We start from the raw sequence: 14875 nt of genomic DNA on the forward strand, positions 1-14875 counted from the left end.
ACAATGACAGGTCGTCAGTTCGGGTTTCAGGAATCATCATGTCGAAAGAAGCTACTTTCATGTCGTGCGGCGAGCGCCACCGGCTGTCCCGTGACAGGCCCCATGTCATGGGCATTCTCAATGTCACGCCGGACTCCTTTTCCGATGGTGGAAAGCATGCTCTGGGCGATGCGGCTCTGCGTCGTGCCGCAGAGATGCTTCGTGAGGGTGCCGATATCATCGATGTGGGGGGAGAATCCACCCGGCCCGGTGCCACGCCTGTTGGCGTACAGCAGGAGCTGGATCGGGTAGTGCCGATCGTGGAACGCCTGACCCATGAGCTGGGGGCGCTGGTTTCGGTGGATACCAGTTCGCCGGAAGTGATGACCGCCATCACGAAGGCAGGGGCTGGCATGATCAATGATGTCCGCTCATTAAGGCGTCCGGGGGCGCTTGAGGCAGCGGCAGCCTCGGGGTTGCCCGTATGTCTCATGCATATGGTGGGCGAGCCCGATAACATGCAAAATGACCCGCGATATGAACGCCCTATTGAAGAAGAGGTGGCTGTATTTCTCGAGCAGAAGATCGCTCGCTGTCGCGGTGCCGGTATGGATGGCGATCGATTGCTGGTCGATCCGGGGTTTGGCTTTGCAAAGACGCTTGCGCACAATCTGCGTCTGATGAATCGCCTAGAGTATCTCCAGCATCTGGGCTATCCCCTGCTGGTCGGTACCTCTCGCAAGGGCATGATCGGTCGTACGCTGTCTCGCGAGGTTGATGAACGTCTCTATGGTGGGTTGGCGTTGACAACTCTTGCCGTCAGCAAGGGCGCCTGGATTATCAGAACACATGATGTCGCTGCCAGCGCTGACGCCGTTGGCATGACCAGTGCAGTACTCAAGGAAGGCAAATAGCAATGGCAAGACAATATTTCGGTACGGATGGTATTCGTGGCACGGTGGGTCAGGCGCCCATTACGGCAGATTTCATGCTGCGTCTGGGCTGGGCTGCCGGCCGTGTCTTTGCACGCCAGAATCGTCGCGCGCGCGTGCTGATTGGCAAGGATACCCGTATCTCCGGTTATATGTTCGAGTCTGCACTGGAGGCCGGTTTTTCGGCAGCAGGAGTGGATGTGGCCCTGCTGGGGCCGATGCCCACGCCCGGTATTGCCTATTTGACCAGTACTCTGCGGGCCAGTGCTGGTGTGGTCATCAGTGCTTCGCACAATCCGTATCAGGATAACGGCATCAAGTTTTTCTCGCAGCATGGCACCAAGCTGCCCGATGCCCTGGAAGATGAAATCGAGCGTGAGCTTGAAGGTCTTCAGGAGACGGTCGGCCCGGACAGGCTGGGCAAGGCGGTACGTATCGAGGATGCTGCCGGGCGCTATATCGAATTCTGCAAGTCGACAGTGCCCAATCGCTTTGGCCTGCATGGTCTGAAAATCGTCATCGACTGCGCCAACGGTGCCACTTATCACATCGCGCCCAATGTCTTTCGTGAACTGGGTGCCGAAGTCATTACGCTGGGTGTGACCCCTGATGGTCTCAACATCAACCAGCAGGTAGGTTCCACACACCCTGAAGTCATGCGCGAAAAGGTCCTCGAGACCGGCGCAGATCTCGGCATTGCCTTTGATGGTGACGGTGATCGTGTGATCATGGTGGATCATGCCGGTCGCATCGTGGATGGGGACGACATTCTCTACATCATTGCACGTGATCGTCAGCGTCGCGGTGTGCTGGGCGGTGGCGTCGTTGGTACCCTGATGAGCAACTTCGGGCTGGCGACAGCGCTGGAAGAGCTGGGTATTCCCTTTGAGCGTGCCAAGGTCGGTGACCGCTATGTCATCGAACAGATGCTGGCGCGTGACTGGCAGCTGGGAGGAGAGTCCTCGGGGCACATTCTGTGTGGCCATGCCCAGACCACCGGTGATGGCATTGTGTCTGCCCTGCAGGTGCTGGCCACCATGGTGATCGAGGAACGAAGCCTTGAGGAGCTACTGGAAGGGATGGAAAAGGCCCCGCAGGCGCTGATCAACGTGCGCCTGGTGCCCGGCATTGACAAGGCGGCGCTGATGGAAAGTGCTCCTGTGACGAACGCCGTCAAAGAGGTCGAACAAACGCTGGGCGAGTCCGGGCGTGTTCTGCTCAGGCCGTCGGGTACGGAGCCGCTGATTCGGGTCATGGTAGAAGGGCGTCCGCGCTTTGATGTTCAGGCGCTGGCACAAAAAATTGCCGATGAAATCGAGCAGGGTATGACAACTGCCCAGGGTTGAGAAGGCGGGGCGTGGTTGTGTTCGCGCCATCGCTCCATTAACATCGCCCTCCTTGCGGAGGCGTCTACCAATACTTTCCTGTTCCCGACAGGCTAGGGAGAAGTCACCATGCGTAAGCCACTGATTGCCGGCAACTGGAAGATGAATGGTTCGCTGGCGCTTTTGGAGACCATGAAGCAGGCGCTGTCGTCTGCCCGGGTTTCCTCTGCCGTGGATGTCGCCATTATTCCGCCATTCACGCTGCTCATGTCGGCAGGAAAGATACTGGCGGGAAGCTCGGCAGAAATTGGTGCCCAGACGCTTCATCCCGAATCATCAGGTGCCTATACCGGTGAGACCAGTGCCTCCATGCTGACAGAGTGCGGTGTCAGGTATGTGCTGGTGGGCCACTCGGAGCGTCGTACCCTGTTTGCAGAAGATGATCAGGCCGTACTGGCGCGTGTGAAGGCTGCGCTTGGAGCTGGTCTGGTGCCTGTGCTGTGTGTGGGTGAAACGCTTGAAGAGCGTGAAGCTGATCGCGTGGAGACCGTGGTGCTGGGGCAGGTCGGTACGGTGATTGACGCCCTTTCTGCAGAAGAACGCTCACGCCTGGTCATTGCCTACGAGCCGGTCTGGGCCATCGGTACGGGCCGTACGGCGACACCCGATCAGGCGCAACAGGTTCATGCCATGATTCGGTCATGGCTGTCAGACAAGGATCCCGCTCTGGGAGAGGGCATGCGTCTGCTGTATGGCGGCAGCATGAAGGCTGACAATGCTGCCGACCTTCTTTCCCGGCCGGATATCGATGGGGGGCTGATAGGCGGCGCCTCGCTTAAACCCGATGACTTTATTGCGATTTGTCACGCAGCAGGTTGATTAAATGTACGTTGCCATCATTTTGATTCACGTCCTTCTTGCCATCAGCCTGATTGCGCTGGTGCTCTTGCAGCGCGGCAAGGGAGCCGAAGCCGGCGCCTCCTTCGGAGGCGGCGCCTCTCAAACGGTGCTGGGCTCGCAGGGCGCCTCCAAGACGCTTGCACGCCTGACCGCAGTACTGGCAGCGCTTTTTTTCATGACCTCACTCGGCCTTGCCTGGGTAGTGGATCGTGGCGGCGACACCCAGAGCGGTATTCCTGACGCCCGGGTGATCGAGCAGCAGCGCAGCAGCGCGCCGAGTCTGGATGATGGCGACGATGCACCTCGCGCGCCCGCCGCTCAGCAGCCGTCTGAAAAGAGTGGTGATGATGGTTTAAGCGTCCCCTCTACAGACAGCAATAACGGTAATTGATGTATGAGGTTACGCATCGCTTGACGAATCATGTCATGGGATGCATAATCTCGCGCCAGTGATGAGGCACTCGCTCAAGAGATGCTTTGTCGCATGTTCGACAAAGAAAGTGTCGAGCACGACAGAACGCAGTTTTCTGTCGATCCGAAAGCCGAAGTGGTGGAATTGGTAGACACGCTATCTTGAGGGGGTAGTGACCTTATGGTCGTGCGGGTTCAAGTCCCGCCTTCGGCACCATCGGAACTGCAAGTCGCGACAGACGGATCATGTTGATTCCGCAGGACAATGTCCTTATACTGATTGCGCTATTGATGCGGGGTGGAGCAGCCTGGTAGCTCGTCGGGCTCATAACCCGAAGGTCGTCGGTTCAAATCCGGCCCCCGCTACCATCCAGTTGTCATGGATGGAAATTTTTCCCGAAAAGCCCCTTCCATTGAAGGGGCTTTTTGTTACAGCGCAACAAGATCGCTCATCAGTCACCTCATCTGCTCTCCTGTATTTTCGCTCAGGTGCCTGATGCCACTGCAGGAGGCCATGTCGTGCCAACCAGGCAAGAAAAACTGCATACGCTGATAGAACCCGCCGTCGCAGCGCTCGGCTTTGAACTCTGGGGCATCGATTTCAGCTCTCAGGGCAAGCATTCCAAGCTGATTGTCTATATCGAACACGAAAATGGTGTTGGTGTGGATAACTGTGCCGATGTCAGTCGGCAGGTAAGTGCTCTTCTGGATGTAGAAGACCCTCTCCCCGGACAGTATCAACTTGAAGTGTCCTCCCCCGGGATGGATCGCCCGCTTTATTCCCTGTCACATTTTGCCCGTTTTGCCGGTCACACGATTACGTTGAAGCTGCGTGCGCCCTTTGAAGGGCAGCGTCGTTTCAAGGGGCTTCTGGCAGGTGTGGAAGGTGACGAGGTGCTGCTGCAGTTTAACGACGAAGAGTATGGATTTCCTATCGAGACCATTGAGCAGGCACGTGTCGTGCCCGGGTTTGATAACTGATGCTTGATGATAACAAGGACTTTTCTGGCGAGGCACAGGCATGAGCAAGGATATTTTGCTGGTCGTCGATGCGATATCGAATGAAAAGGGTGTCCCCCGCGACATTATTTTCGAAGCCGTCGAGGCGGCGCTGGCCAGCGCCTCCCGCAAGCGCTACGAAGGCAAGGATGTCGACATTCGTGTGCGTATTGATCGCAACACCGGCGACTACGACACCTTCAGGCGCTGGACGGTCGTGCCTGATGAAGACTACATCACCTCGGCGCGCCAGATACCGCTGGGTGCCGCAGAAGAGCGCGATGAGCCGCTGGATCTGGGTGCCGTGGTGGAAGAGCAGATTGAATCCGCCGAATTTGGCCGGATTGCTGCCCAGACGGCCAAGCAGGTTATCGTGCAGAAGGTGCGCGAGGCCGAGCGCGCCGAAATTGTACGCCAGTACGCCGAACGTGAAGGCGAGCTGGTAGGCGGTAGTGTCAAGAAAACCACACGTGATGGCCTGATCATTGATCTTGGCGATAATGCGGAAGGTTTCCTGCCACGCGGTGAAATGATTCCGGGTGAGCGCTATCGTCTCAACGAGCGTGTCAGGGCCCTGCTCTGGCGCGTGGATCCCGAAGCCCGCGGTGCCCAGTTGATTCTTTCACGGACACGCCCCGAGTTTCTGGTTGAGCTGTTTACCATTGAGGTTCCCGAAATCTCGGAGCAGCTGATTGAAATCAAGGGTGCTGCACGCGACCCCGGCTCTCGAGCCAAGATTGCCGTCAAGACCAACGACCGTCGTATCGATCCGGTCGGTGCCTGTGTCGGCATGCGTGGTTCCAGGGTTCAGGCCGTTTCGAACGAGCTTCGCAATGAGCGTGTGGACATCGTGCTTTGGGACGATAATCCTGCTCAGCTGGTCATCAATGCCATGGCGCCTGCTGATGTGGCCTCCATCCTGGTGGATGAAGACACTCATGCCATGGACGTCGCCGTTGGCGAGGACAATCTGGCGCAGGCTATCGGACGCAGTGGACAGAATGTGCGTCTGGCGAGTGAGCTGACAGGCTGGACGCTCAACGTCATGACGGAGGAGGAAGCCGAAGGACGCCGCGAGCAGGAACTCGACAGCTATATCGAATACTTCATCAATCATCTGGATGTTGATGAAGAGATGGCACGACTGCTGGTGGAAGAAGGGTTTACTTCGCTTGAAGAAGTGGCCTATGTCCCGCTGGAAGAGATGCTGGAAGTCGACGGCTTTGATGAGTCGTTGGTCGAAGAGCTGCGTGCGCGTGCCAAGGATGAATTGCTCAATCTGGCCATTAAATCCGAAGAAGAACTGGACGGCACCGCGCCCGCCGAGGATCTGCTCTCAATGGAGGGTATGGATCAGCATCTTGCCTACCGGCTGGCCGGGCGAGGAATTATCACCATGGAAGATCTTGCCGAGCAGTCCATTGAAGACCTCAAGGATATTGAGGGAATGGATGAAGAACGCGCAGCGGCACTGATCATGACGGCCCGGGCGCCGTGGTTCGAATAATCCATCGTATCGCGACAGGTCACGGGCTCAGGAGGTCATAAATGGCAGAAACAACAGTCAAGGAATTTGCCGGCAAGGTGGGGCGTGATGTCAGCCGCCTGCTGGAGCAGATGAGTGAAGCAGGCCTGCCCCACAAGGCAGAAAATGATGCGGTCTCGGAAGAAGACAAGCAGAAGCTGCTCGATTATCTCACCAAGAGTCACGGCGGTGCCGGTGCACGCGGTAACAAGAACCGCATCACCATGACGCGCAAGACCAGCAGCAAGATTCGCACCGGTGATCGCAACAAGACCATCGAGGTGCAGGTTCGCAAAAAGCGTACCTACGTCAAGCGTGGCGATGAGGAAACCGGCGAGCAGGAACAGGCGCCGGCTGTCGAGCAGGCCAGCGAAACGGCAGCACCGGCAGCCTCCGAGGCAGCGGCAGCGGTAGAAACGCCTGCTGTCGAGCCGACGGCTGCCGCAGCTGACGCTACGGCCAGCAACAAGGCCGCACCGGTTGAAGAAGCCGTTGCAGCGCCTTCAGAAGATGGCGCGCCTGCTGTTAACGCACCGCCTCGTGAGCCTCGCAACGACAACAGTCGTCGCACGCCCCGTCGTGGCGAAGGTGCCAAGTCGGCCAGCGGCCGTCGTGACGAGCGCCGTGATGATGCCGATGAGCGCAGCGAGCGCAACGAACGCAAGCGTGGCGGCAAGAAGGTCAAGCGTGCCGAGCAGCGCCGTGGCAGTCGCCGTGGTGGCAGCGGTCGCAGCGATAACGCGCACGGCTTCCAGAAGCCGATTCAGAATATCGTGCGTGAAGTACCGATCCCTGAATCCATCAGCGTGGCAGACCTTGCCGACAAGATGGCCATCAAGGCCAACGAAGTCATCAAGGCCATGTTCAAGATGGGCGCGGCGGTCACCATCAACCAGACCATCGATCAGGATACTGCTGCGATCGTGGTTGAAGAGATGGGACATACGCCCAAGCTGGTGAAGGAAGATGCCCTCGAAACGGAAGTGCTCGAGAACATCTCCTACGAAGGCGAACAGATCACGCGTGCGCCGGTCGTCACCGTCATGGGTCACGTCGACCACGGCAAGACCTCGCTGCTGGATTACATTCGTCGTACCAAGGTCGCCACCGGCGAAGCCGGCGGTATTACCCAGCATATCGGCGCCTATCACGTCGAACATGAAAACGGTAATGTGACCTTCCTGGATACACCGGGACACGCAGCCTTTACGGCCATGCGTGCTCGTGGTGCCCAGGCGACCGACGTCGTCATTCTGGTGGTCGCAGCCGACGACGGTGTCATGCCGCAGACGGTTGAAGCCATCGAGCACGCCAAGGCAGCAGGCGTTCCGCTGGTCGTGGCCGTCAACAAGATCGACAAGCCCGGCGCTGATCCGGACCGCGTTCGCAACGAGCTGTCTCAGCGCGGTGTGATCTCGGAAGAGTGGGGCGGCGACACCCAGTTTGTACATGTCTCGGCCAAAAGCGGCGAAAACATCGACGGACTGCTGGAAGCCGTACTGCTGGTCTCTGAAGTGCTGGAGCTCAAGGCTGTCCCCGAAGCGCCCGGCAAGGGTGTTGTGGTCGAGTCCCGTCTGGATCGCGGTCGTGGCCCGGTGGCCACCGTACTGGTACAAAACGGTACCCTCAAAAAGGGTGATGTCGTACTGGCCGGTCTTCACTATGGTCGCGTGAGAGCGCTGGTCAACGAGCTGGGCAAGCAGGTTGATGAAGCCGGGCCTTCCATGCCGGTCGAGATCCTCGGTCTGGGTGGTACGCCGGAAGCCGGTGACGACTTCATGGTGCTGGCTGACGAGAAGAAGGCACGTGAAGTCGCCAACTTCCGTCAGGGCAAATACCGCGAAGTGCGCCTGGCACGTCAGCAGAAGGCCAAGCTGGAGAACATGTTCAGCCAGATGGGTCAGGACGAAACTGCCACGGTCAATATCGTACTCAAGGCCGATGTGCAGGGGTCGCTCGAAGCCATCCGCGGTGCGCTTGAAGAGCTGTCGACCGATGAAGTCAAGGTGGCCGTGGTCTCCTCCGGTGTCGGCGGTATTACCGAAACCGATACCAATCTGGCGGTGGCCTCCAACGCGATCGTGATTGGCTTCAACGTCCGTGCCGATGCTTCCTCGCGTGAAATCATCGAACGCGAAGGGCTGGATCTGCGCTATTACAGCGTCATCTACCATCTCATCGATGAGGTGAAGCTGGCGATGAGCGGCATGCTGGCACCGGAATGGCGTGAAGAGATCGTGGGCGTGGCTGAGGTTCGTGATGTTTTCCGCGCCCCGAAAATCGGCGCCGTCGCTGGTTGTATGGTGGTAGAAGGCAACGTGCATCGTAACAAGCGTATCCGTGTCCTGCGTGAAAACGTGGTGATCTATGAAGGGGAGCTGGAATCCCTGCGCCGCTTCAAGGATGACGTCAGCGAAGTGCGCAATGGCATGGAGTGCGGCATCGGTGTACGTAACTACAATGATGTCCAGGTCGGCGACAAGATCGAAGTCTTTGACCAGATCGAGGTCCAGCGCTCCCTGTGAGCGCTGCACCCATGAAGGGAGCGATTCATGCGTGAATTCAGTCGTACGGATCGGGTAGGCGAGCAGCTGGCACACGAGCTGGCACAGCTTATCCAGCGTGAGGTCAAGGATCCCCGGCTGGGCATGGTGACGGTCACGTCGGCCGATGTCAGTCGTGATCTGGGCTATGCCGATGTTCACGTCACCCTGATGGGTGAAAACGATCCGGAGCGTATTCGTGAAAACCTTGCCGTGCTCAAGCGGGCCAGCGGGTTTTTACGCTCACGTATTGCCCGGGTCATGAAGCTTCGGCATGTGCCCGAGCTTCGTTTTCACTTCGATGAGTCCGTTACTCGCGGTCATGCGCTATCGAGTCTGATCGAGCGCGCCGTACAGTCTGATCGTGATCGGGCGCCGGAAGATGACGAGGAAGGCTCGGAGCGCCGCGACTGATGGCAAGACGACGTCGCGGTCGCCCCATTGATGGCGTGCTGTTGCTGGACAAGAGCGAAGGCATGACCTCAAACCGCGCATTGCAGCAGGTGCGCGGGCTCTATCAGGCCCAAAAGGCGGGACACACTGGCACGCTGGATCCCATGGCAACCGGGCTTCTGCCCATTTGTCTGGGAGAAGCTACCAAGTTTTCATCCTGGTTGCTGGACGCCGACAAACGTTATCTGGCCGACGTCCGATTGGGCGCCGTCACCGACACCGGGGATCGGGAAGGCGAGGTGATTCGGCAGTTTGCCGTGCCCTCATTGCCTGACAATGAGGTTGAAAGCGTACTGTCCGGTTTTCTCGGCGAGATCGATCAGGTGCCGCCGATGTACTCGGCGCTCAAGCATCAGGGGCGTCCGCTCTATGAGCATGCCCGTGCCGGCCGAGAGATTGAGCGTGCACCCAGGCGTGTGAGCATTTATGATATCGCGCTCACCTCGCGACATGCGCAGGGCTTTTCGCTGGATGTCAGCGTCAGCAAGGGCACCTATATCCGCACGCTGGCCGAGGACATCGGCGAGCGTCTCGGCTGTGGGGCACACCTTGAAGGGCTTCGTCGGCTCAGAACCGGCCCCTTTGATGGCAGTGACATGCTCGATATCGAGAAGCTTGAGTCGATGAGCGATGAGCAGCGCCTTGAAAGGCTGTTGCCCATTGACGCACTGATCGGTCATCTCCCGGCGCTTGAAACCGATAGTGAAGGGGCGCGGCGCATCATGCTCGGTCAGCCCATTGCGCTCGAGACACTTGAGCTGGCAGAAGGCAGCGTTGCCAGGCTTTATCATGACCAGAGCCTTTTGGGCGTGGTCACCATCAGTGGGTCGGGGCAGTGTTCGCCTCGCCGGCTGATTAATACTGCCGACGAACGTCGGTAGGGTTCGCGAAGACTGCAAATATGCGTGGTCTTCGACATTTATTAATGCTCAGGCATATTAGACTGGAGAAGTAACATGGCACTGACTGCCGAACGCAAGGCCGAAATCGTCAAGGAATTTGCGACCGTTGAGAACGACACCGGCTCGCCTGAAGTTCAGATTGCCCTGCTGACTGACAACATCGTCACACTGCAGAGCCACTTCAAGGATCACAAGCAGGATCATCACTCGCGTCGTGGTCTGATCCGCATGGTTAACCAGCGCCGCAAGCTGCTGGACTACCTCAAGCGCAAGAATTTTGATCGCTATCAGCAGATCATTTCTCGTCTGGGCCTGCGTCGCTGATTGCGTCGCTTTTCCGGTACGAACTGACAGGCGGCTCCCCTTCGGGAGCCGCCTGTTTTTTGTTGTGCCGGCCTGGTGAGAGTGACACCTGGGGCGTTTGATTTTAAGATGACATTGAAAGTAGATGAATGGTTTACGAGAAAAGGACAACGCATTGAACGCGGTTAAAAAGACATTTCAATACGGCAATCACAGCGTCACGCTGGAAACCGGCCGTCTGGCACGTCAGGCTACCGGCAGCGTACTGGTCACCATGGACAACACCGTCGTGCTGTGCACGGTCGTGGCCCGCAAGGACACCAAGCCCGGTCAGGATTTTTTCCCCCTGTCCGTGCACTATCAGGAAAAGACCTATTCGGTCGGCAAGATCCCGGGCGGCTTTTTCAAGCGCGAAGGACGTCCCAGTGAAAAGGAAACGCTGACATCGCGTCTGATCGATCGTCCGATCCGCCCGCTGTTTCCCAAGGGATTCATGAATGAAGTGCAGGTCGTCTGCACGGTACTCTCGGCAGAACGCGATCAGGATCCTGATATCGCTGCCATGCTGGGTACTTCCGCAGCACTGGCCATCTCCGGTGTGCCCTTCGCCGGCCCGATCGGTGCGGCGCGCGTGGCTTTCACCGGTGAGCGTGGTTATTTCATCAACCCCACCCAGGAAGAGCTGCAGGGTTCTGAACTCGACATGGTCGTGGCCGGCACCGAAAAGGCCGTGCTGATGGTTGAGTCCGAGGCGAAAGAGCTCTCCGAAGATGAAATGCTTGGCGCCGTGCTGTTTGCACATGAAGAGATGCAGGTGGCCATCAAGGCCATTAACGAATTCGTCAGTGAAGGTGGCAAGGCCAAATGGAACTGGCAGCCCCAGTCTGAAAACTCGTCGCTCAAGGAAGCACTGGCCAGTGGTTTTGAGGCAGGCATCGGCGAGGCCTATCGCATCACTGACAAGATGGCGCGTCAGGATCGTCTGAGCGAGCTCAAGTCACAGGCGAAAGCGCAGCTGGCTGAAGGCGACGCGGCTCTTTACAGCAGTGAAGATGTCAGCGGAGGGTTTGCAAAACTCGAAAAGCGTATCGTGCGTGAGCGTGTCCTTAACGGCGAGCCGCGTATCGACGGTCGTGACCACGCCACCGTACGTGCGCTGGATATCGAAGTCGGTGTCCTGCCGCGTACGCATGGCTCTGCCATCTTCACCCGTGGTGAAACCCAGGCCATCGTGACCACGACGCTTGGCACCACACGTGATGCGCAGCTGGTTGAAGGCCTTAATGGCGAGCGCCATGACCGCTTCATGCTGCACTACAACTTCCCTCCCTACAGCGTAGGCGAGGCCGGCTTCATCGGCTCTCCAAAGCGTCGTGAAATCGGCCACGGTCGTCTGGCGCGTCGCGGTGTTGCCGCCATGCTGCCGTCTGCCGATGATTTCCCCTACACGATTCGTGTGGTCTCCGAGATTACCGAGTCCAACGGCTCAAGCTCGATGGCCTCCGTGTGTGGTTCTTCGCTGGCGCTGATGGATGCCGGTGTGCCGCTGAAAGCACCGGTGGCCGGTATTGCCATGGGTCTGGTCAAGGAAAACGATCGCTTTGCCGTGTTGACCGACATTCTGGGCGATGAAGATCACCTGGGTGACATGGACTTCAAGGTGGCGGGTTCCGTTGACGGTATTACCGCGCTGCAGATGGACATCAAGATCGAAGGGATCAATGAAGAGATCATGGAAAAGGCGCTGGAGCAGGCCTTCCATGCACGTCAGCATATCCTGGTCGAGATGAACCGCGTGATCGCGCAGAGCCGTGGCGAAGTGGCCGAGCATGCGCCCACCATGGCCCGTCTGAAGATCGATCCCGAAAAGATACGTGATGTCATTGGCAAGGGTGGTGCCACCATTCGCCAGATCTGCGAAGACACTGGCGCCTCGATCGATATCGATGATGATGGCAGCGTGCGTATCTATGCCGAGACCAAGGCGGGCGCGCAAAAGGCCATGGATACTGTCATGGGCATCACTGCCGAAGCCGAAATCAACAAGCTCTATCGCGGCAAGGTCGTGCGCATTGCTGACTTTGGCGCTTTCGTCAACTTCATGCCGGGTACTGACGGACTGGTTCATATTTCCCAGATCGTCCCCGAGCGCGTCAATGACGTGCGTGACTTCCTCAGCGAAGGGCAGATGGTGACCGTCAAGGTGCTGGATATCGACAACCGCGGCCGCGTGAAGCTTTCCATCAAGGAAGTTGGCGAAGAAGAAAAGGCCGCCTTTGAGGCCACGCTGGAAGAGTAATTTTCCAGACTTCTGTCTGTATGCAGCGTCAGTGACGCTGTCGTAAAAGCAGAAGCGCCTTTGGTATCAGGGCCTGAACACCGATTTAATCGGGTTCAGGCCTTTTTTGTGCCCGGAGGACAGATCTCTTGTGCGCTCAAAAAGGGCTTAGAGTTGTCGCGCCATGGGCTGAATGCCGCGCTTGCTGACAGGCCCGGCACTGGCAAACCCGAGCCGTTGATACAGTCGAAGGGCGGGTTGATTATCGGTGGCGACATTGAGCGTTACCCGCGTAGCGCCCCGGTTGATGGCTTGCGCGATCAGATGATCGCAGAGCTGTTCGCCCAGCCGTTGGCCACGTCGATGGGGGGCCACAATCAGCCGACAGAGATGCCACGTCGTGATGTTCTCTCGAGGTGCCAGCTGCCCAAAGGCCTGAAGTTCCCCATGCGCGTCCAGAGCGAAGGATGGCAAAAACGCTACTTCGATCTGCTGCCATAGATCCTCGGCCCTGACGGGCCATGTCACCAAAGGGCCGCCCCATTGCGCGAGCGTTCCGGGTGAGTCGATCCAGTCTGTCAGCACTGCCATATCTTCCGGTCGGGCGGATCGCCATCCTGTCATGATGCCCAGACCAGGTTATCAATCAGCCGGGTATTTCCCAGTCTGGCTGCCGCCAGCAATACCGCGCCGGGGTGCCATGTGCTGATCGGGCACAGCGTGGTGGCATCACACAGCGCCAGATACTCGGGTCGAAACCCTGCCTGTTGCAGCTGTTGTAGCCCCTTCGCCAGCACCTGCTCGCTATTGTCGCCCTGCTCAAGGCGTTGGGCGCTATCCACAAGACATTGATAAAGCAGGCTTGCCTGAGCGCGTGCCTCTTCATCCAGATAGCGATTGCGCGAGGACAGGGCAAGTCCGTCATGGTCACGGGCGATGGGCACGCCAATAATCTCGATGGGCATGTGCTGATCGCGCACCAGCTTTCGAATGACGGCCAGCTGCTGAAAGTCCTTTTCACCAAAGCAGGCCACATCGGGACGGGTCAGATTGAAAAGAAGACTGACCACGGTCGCCACGCCATCAAAGTGCCCGGGCCGATGGGCACCGCACAGCCCTTCCGAGACGCGGGGGACGAAAACCCTGGTCAGAGAGGACTGTCCTTCCGGATAGAGGGTGTCGACGCCGGGTGCAAACAAAAGATCACAGCCGCGTCCGGCCAGAAGCCGCTGGTCCTCGGAAAGCGTGCGTGGATAGCGATCCAGATCCTCGTCAGGGCCAAACTGCAGCGGGTTAACGAAGACGGTGGCCACAACGCGGTCGGCGTGCTGTCGCGCCGCATCCACCAACCTTAGATGGCCCTCATGAAGGTTGCCCATGGTCGGCACCAGGGCGATTCGATGGCCTTCGCGGCGCCATGCCGCCAGCGTGTTTTGAAGAGCTTTAATGTCGTCAAACGTTTGCATGCCGTGTGGTGTCCATACTTAGAAGCAGTGTTCCGGGGCGGGGAAGCAGCGGCTGGTGACCGCCTCGTGATAGGCCCTGAAGGCGCCCTCGATACTGCCGGATTCTGCCATGAAGTCCTTGACGAATCTCGGCGCTCGCCCCGTAGTGGCGCCCAGCATGTCGTGCATCACCAGAATCTGTCCATCAACGTCGGGGCCGGCGCCAATACCAATGACCGGGACATGGAGGGCCTCCCGGATACGGCCTGCCAGTTCGGATGGCACACACTCCAGAAGGATGACGCCGGCACCGGCCTGTTCCAGCGTTATGGCAGCATTGAGCATGGCCTCGGCCTGGTCATCGTCGCGGCCCTGAACGCGATAGCCGCCCAGCGCATAAACGCTTTGTGGCGTCAGTCCCATATGCACGCAGACAGGTATACCGCGCTGCGCCAGGGCCGTGACGGTCTCGGCAAGCCAGGCCTCCCCTTCGAGCTTGATCATGTGCGCGCCTGCCTGCATCAGCTGTCCGGCGGCCTGCAGGGTCTGGGGCGTTGTGATATTGGTCATGAAGGGGAGATCAGCCATGATCAGACTGGAGGTGCCGGCCCTTGCAACACACCGGGTGTGATAGATCATGTCTTCAAGGGTGACCGGCAGGGTGGACGTGTGTCCCTGCAACACCATGCCCAGTGAATCCCCGATCAGCAAGACGTCAATGCCGGCATTGCCTGCCAGCGCGGCCAGAGTGGCATCATAGGCGGTGAGACAGCTGAAGGGCTGTCCCGCCGCGCGTCGCTCGTTCAATGTTCGGATGGTAATGGGGCGGGTCATGCATCCCTCGACAGTCAGCGGCCGGTATGGCTGATCGAGTCTAGGG

General features: G+C 58.5%; 14 protein-coding genes and 2 tRNA genes. 13 read left to right on the forward strand and 3 right to left on the reverse strand.

All coding sequences use genetic code 11. The annotated features are described in order from the left end of the window. Positions 1-38 precede the first annotated feature (38 nt). The 13 genes from folP to pnp all read left to right on the forward strand — a co-directional run bounded on the left by folP (position 39) and on the right by pnp (position 12571). Complete coding sequence (folP, locus tag ACUN8C_RS02000; protein ID WP_445620700.1) at positions 39-893, forward strand: dihydropteroate synthase; 855 nt, start codon at positions 39-41, stop codon at positions 891-893. 2 nt (positions 894-895) lie between these two features. Next, on the forward strand, positions 896-2257 hold the full coding sequence (gene glmM / locus ACUN8C_RS02005) for a phosphoglucosamine mutase (RefSeq protein WP_445620701.1): 1362 nt from the start codon (positions 896-898) through the stop codon (positions 2255-2257). A gap of 108 nt (positions 2258-2365) precedes the next feature. Next, positions 2366-3115, forward strand: a complete 750-nt coding sequence (gene tpiA / locus ACUN8C_RS02010; protein ID WP_445620702.1) for a triose-phosphate isomerase — start codon at positions 2366-2368, stop codon at positions 3113-3115. Positions 3116-3119: 4 nt separating this feature from the next. Further along, positions 3120-3527 carry a preprotein translocase subunit SecG gene (gene secG / locus ACUN8C_RS02015; RefSeq protein WP_108844092.1) on the forward strand — a complete coding sequence of 136 codons (408 nt, stop codon included), beginning with the start codon at positions 3120-3122 and terminating at the stop codon, positions 3525-3527. 150 nt (positions 3528-3677) lie between these two features. Continuing rightward, positions 3678-3764 (forward strand) — tRNA-Leu (locus ACUN8C_RS02020). A 75-nt stretch (positions 3765-3839) separates the two neighbouring features. Beyond that, positions 3840-3916, forward strand: a tRNA-Met gene (locus ACUN8C_RS02025). Positions 3917-4066: 150 nt separating this feature from the next. Beyond that, the gene (gene rimP / locus ACUN8C_RS02030; protein WP_445620703.1) at positions 4067-4528 is read left to right on the forward strand and encodes a ribosome maturation factor RimP; all 462 of its coding nucleotides are present in this window, start codon (positions 4067-4069) and stop codon (positions 4526-4528) included. Positions 4529-4568: 40 nt separating this feature from the next. Next, positions 4569-6053: a transcription termination factor NusA gene (gene nusA, locus ACUN8C_RS02035; protein WP_108844093.1), complete on the forward strand. Its 1485-nt coding sequence runs from the start codon at positions 4569-4571 to the stop codon at positions 6051-6053. A 41-nt stretch (positions 6054-6094) separates the two neighbouring features. Further along, positions 6095-8596: a translation initiation factor IF-2 gene (gene infB, locus ACUN8C_RS02040; RefSeq protein WP_445620704.1), complete on the forward strand. Its 2502-nt coding sequence runs from the start codon at positions 6095-6097 to the stop codon at positions 8594-8596. Positions 8597-8623: 27 nt separating this feature from the next. Next, positions 8624-9028: a 30S ribosome-binding factor RbfA gene (gene rbfA / locus ACUN8C_RS02045; RefSeq protein ID WP_445620705.1), complete on the forward strand. Its 405-nt coding sequence runs from the start codon at positions 8624-8626 to the stop codon at positions 9026-9028. After that, a complete protein-coding gene (gene truB, locus ACUN8C_RS02050; protein WP_445620706.1) occupies positions 9028-9948 on the forward strand; it encodes a tRNA pseudouridine(55) synthase TruB in 921 nt (306 codons plus the stop codon). Before rbfA ends, truB begins: the two co-directional genes overlap by 1 nt. Positions 9949-10023: 75 nt before the next feature. Further along, positions 10024-10293: a 30S ribosomal protein S15 gene (gene rpsO, locus ACUN8C_RS02055; protein ID WP_108844097.1), complete on the forward strand. Its 270-nt coding sequence runs from the start codon at positions 10024-10026 to the stop codon at positions 10291-10293. Between the two features lie 154 nt (positions 10294-10447). Then, the gene (pnp, locus tag ACUN8C_RS02060; RefSeq protein WP_445620707.1) at positions 10448-12571 is read left to right on the forward strand and encodes a polyribonucleotide nucleotidyltransferase; all 2124 of its coding nucleotides are present in this window, start codon (positions 10448-10450) and stop codon (positions 12569-12571) included. 147 nt (positions 12572-12718) lie between these two features. Here pnp and ACUN8C_RS02065 read toward each other — a convergent pair whose 3' ends face one another. From ACUN8C_RS02065 to panB, 3 genes are read right to left on the reverse strand one after another with little or no spacing between them, the layout of a single operon-like run. Beyond that, positions 12719-13141, reverse strand: coding sequence for a GNAT family N-acetyltransferase (locus tag ACUN8C_RS02065; protein ID WP_445620708.1), 423 nt, complete (start codon positions 13139-13141; stop codon positions 12719-12721). Positions 13142-13170: 29 nt separating this feature from the next. Next, positions 13171-14016 (reverse strand): pantoate--beta-alanine ligase, encoded by an 846-nt coding sequence (gene panC / locus ACUN8C_RS02070; RefSeq protein WP_445620709.1) that lies wholly within the window; start codon positions 14014-14016, stop codon positions 13171-13173. Positions 14017-14034: 18 nt separating this feature from the next. Beyond that, complete coding sequence (gene panB, locus ACUN8C_RS02075) at positions 14035-14829, reverse strand: 3-methyl-2-oxobutanoate hydroxymethyltransferase (protein ID WP_445620710.1); 795 nt, start codon at positions 14827-14829, stop codon at positions 14035-14037. Positions 14830-14875 lie beyond the last annotated feature (46 nt).

This window comes from Kushneria sp. Sum13 (genome assembly GCF_052692355.1).

Coding starts and splice junctions, on each gene's coding strand:
- glmM (WP_445620701.1), top strand. CDS start 896: ATGGCAAGACAATATTTCGGTACGGATGGTATTCGTGGCACGGTGGGT.
- tpiA (WP_445620702.1), top strand. CDS start 2,366: ATGCGTAAGCCACTGATTGCCGGCAACTGGAAGATGAATGGTTCGCTG.
- rpsO (WP_108844097.1), top strand. CDS start 10,024: ATGGCACTGACTGCCGAACGCAAGGCCGAAATCGTCAAGGAATTTGCG.
- truB (WP_445620706.1), top strand. CDS start 9,028: ATGGCAAGACGACGTCGCGGTCGCCCCATTGATGGCGTGCTGTTGCTG.
- ACUN8C_RS02065 (WP_445620708.1), bottom strand. CDS start 13,141: ATGGCAGTGCTGACAGACTGGATCGACTCACCCGGAACGCTCGCGCAA.
- secG (WP_108844092.1), top strand. CDS start 3,120: ATGTACGTTGCCATCATTTTGATTCACGTCCTTCTTGCCATCAGCCTG.
- panB (WP_445620710.1), bottom strand. CDS start 14,829: ATGACCCGCCCCATTACCATCCGAACATTGAACGAGCGACGCGCGGCG.
- rbfA (WP_445620705.1), top strand. CDS start 8,624: ATGCGTGAATTCAGTCGTACGGATCGGGTAGGCGAGCAGCTGGCACAC.
- nusA (WP_108844093.1), top strand. CDS start 4,569: ATGAGCAAGGATATTTTGCTGGTCGTCGATGCGATATCGAATGAAAAG.
- panC (WP_445620709.1), bottom strand. CDS start 14,016: ATGCAAACGTTTGACGACATTAAAGCTCTTCAAAACACGCTGGCGGCA.
- infB (WP_445620704.1), top strand. CDS start 6,095: ATGGCAGAAACAACAGTCAAGGAATTTGCCGGCAAGGTGGGGCGTGAT.
- folP (WP_445620700.1), top strand. CDS start 39: ATGTCGAAAGAAGCTACTTTCATGTCGTGCGGCGAGCGCCACCGGCTG.